At 50.7% G+C, this 3,039-nt stretch carries 1 protein-coding gene; it reads left to right on the top strand.

What is annotated here, in order from left to right:
• Positions 1-38 precede the first annotated feature (38 nt).
• The coding region (locus AC2FIS_RS23115) for a calcium-binding protein (RefSeq protein ID WP_496775611.1) at positions 39-3,039 on the top strand (3,001 nt) is incomplete at its 3' end.

The following is a 3,039-nucleotide window of genomic DNA, read 5'->3' as shown; positions in this document are numbered from 1 at the left end:
GAACGCTCTGGGGGCAGGACCAGTTCCGTGATCGTCTGATGCACGACATGAAAGCTTCAGGTGCCGTTGTGGGAACGCAAAATGCCGAAGACTACGTGCATGCGTCAGGCGATGGGTCTTACTCCATCACCGACTACGACAGCTATAAAACTTACACAGATACTCTGACTTTTACTGACATCAACATTGATGACTTCACCTTGAGCCGGAGCGGTAATGGCTTGATCTTCACGCTGTTCAACGGAGAGCAGATCACTTTGGTGAACCAACTCAATGAGAATAAGTGGAGTTCCATCGAGACCTTCACATTTGCCGATGGCACAACACTGAACCAGGATGAGTTGCGCAACCGCATGGTGGCCGACATGAAACCAACTGGTACAGTTGTCGGCACGGAGAACAAGGAAGACTATTTTCATACTCAGGGAGATGGGTCTTATACGATCCGCGATTATGATTGGTATTCCCATCACAACGATACTTTGAGTTTCACAGATCTTACACCAGATCAGGTTGATTTTGCGAATAGCAACGGTCCTGACCAGCATTTGGTTATCACCACGTCCGCTGGTGACGTGATCACGTGGCAGTACCATTTCCAGAGCAGCGGTTACAATGCGGTTGAGTTTATCCATTTCAGCGACGGAACCGTATTTGATTGGTTGGATATCCGCGGCAAGGCTCTGCAGGGCAATGACGGCGATGATACAATCATTGGTTGGGATTCTGACGATCAGATCCTTGGTGGTCGTGGCGACGACGACCTGCAGGGCGGCGCCGGTAATGACACGCTTTATGGTGAGCAGGAAAATGACCGGATCGATGGCGGTGCTGGTGACGATTCTCACTACGGTGGAGCCGGTAATGACTACATTCTCGGCAATGCTGGTATGGATTTCTTCGATGGTGGGGATGATATAGACACCATTGATTTCACCTATACAAACGACGATGTCACGCTTGATCTGTCCGCTGGAGCAGCCACCTTTACCGATGGCACGACCGAACAAGTTCTAAATTTTGAAAACATCGTGGGTGGTGCGGGAAACAACGCACTCACTGGAACCGAAAGTGCCAATGAGTTGTACGGTAACGCAGGCGACGATGTGATCTTCGGTCTGGGCGGCAATGATTATCTGATTGGTGGCACAGGTAATGATAACATCACAGGTGGTGCTGGAGACGACACCCTCCAAGGTGAGGAAGGAAACGATACTCTTGTGGCAGGAGATGGCCTCGACAGATTCGATGGTGGAGAAGGAAAAGATACACTCGACTTTACGTACACAGCTGATCACGTAGCCATCAATCTGTCGCTTTCCCGGGCTGTTTTAACAGGCGGAGCAGAAGAGCAGGTCCTCAACATAGAGAACATCATCGCAGGAGCGGGGGATAACATCCTTATAGGTTCCGAAGATGACAATCAAATACACGGCGGAGACGGTAGCGACGCAATCACAGGCGGGTCTGGGAATGACACGTTGTATGGTGAGGAAGGAAATGATCGGATTGATGGCGGTGAAGGTGACGACGCTCACTACGGTGGTTCTGGAAATGACTACATTTTAGGTAGTGCCGGCGCTGACTTATTTGATGGCGGCGCTGATATCGATACCATTGACTTTACTTATACCGCCGATGGAGTCGCTGTAAATCTAACCCTTGGAACAGCGACCTTTTCGAGTGGTGCTGAGGAACAAGTCCTCAATTTCGAAAACATCGTCACTGGTGCTGGGTCTGACACTTTAACCGGAAGCGATGACGCAAATGAAATCGAAGCCGGAGACGGCGATGATGTAGTTTCAGGCGAAGGTGGCGCGGACGTTATCAAAGCGGGTGCTGGCAACGACCAAATAAACGGCGGCGATGATGCTGACACATTGTTCGGGGAAGACGGAGACGATGCACTCGACGGTGGAAGTGGCGACGACAGTATCTATGGCGGCGATGGGAACGATATCCTCTTGGCAGGAGAAGGGGTCGACTTCTTTGATGGCGGAGCCGGCACTGACGTAATCGATTTCTCTTATATGAACGAAGATTTAAACATAAATCTGGAGCAATCGACCGCTATTGCCGCCAATGGCATCACAGAGCAGGTTCAAAACATCGAGAGTATTGTATCTGGCGGAGGCAACGACATATTGATTGGCACCGCCGCAGATAATCATCTGCAAGGTGGAAATGGTGACGATGTCCTCGAAGGCGAAGCCGGTGCAGATCTTCTGGTCGGAGGCCACGGCAACGACGAACTAGTCGGCGGAGTAGGTTCTGACACGTACGAGTATCTCTCTGGCGACGGGTCAGATGTCATCCGTGACATTGGGTCTGCCGGCGAAACCGATATTCTGAATATTGTCGGCTATTCAGTTGAGGACGCTGAGTTTCTGGAAGACGAACAGAAAAACCTGATAATTACTCTATCTTCAGGAGAAACAATCACCGTTGAGGGTCATTTTGATGCACTGAGCCAACGCTCGATAGAGCAAATTTCATTCTCAGATGGCACAACCCTTGATTCTATAGGAATTGCTGAGAAAACAATTGCCGACATGGCGCCACCAAATGTCGCGCCGACATCAGCTGACGATCGATCGACAGTTACAACTGGCGGTTCGGTTTTGATCGATGTCCTAAGTAACGACACCGATAGTGACGGAGGCGTCTTAAGCATCGTTTCGGTCAATGGCACGGTCAATGGCGCGGTGACAATCGAAGCAGGGCAAATTCGTTATACTCCAAACATAGGTTTTGTCGGTCAGGACACGCTTACATATGAGCTTTCGGATGGTCAGGGTGGTTTGGCTACGGCAACAGTAGTCGTGTCCGTTGAACCTTATGCTGCACCACTTGGCGACCAAGTTGGTTCAGCTAGCACCGATGTTTACTACCATGTTGTCGGCAACGGATCGTACACGATCGCTGATTACTCGGTCTCGAGCGGTCAGCCGGACCGGTTGGTGTTCTCGGACCTGAATGTTGGGGATGTGTCCTTCACACACAACTCGGGCGGTGATCTGGTAATGACAGCGGGTGCGG

Source organism: Ruegeria sp. CDSB113 (assembly GCF_059611045.1).
Note: the sequence above shows the minus strand (reverse complement) of the source record. Positions and strands in the feature narration are given on the sequence as shown.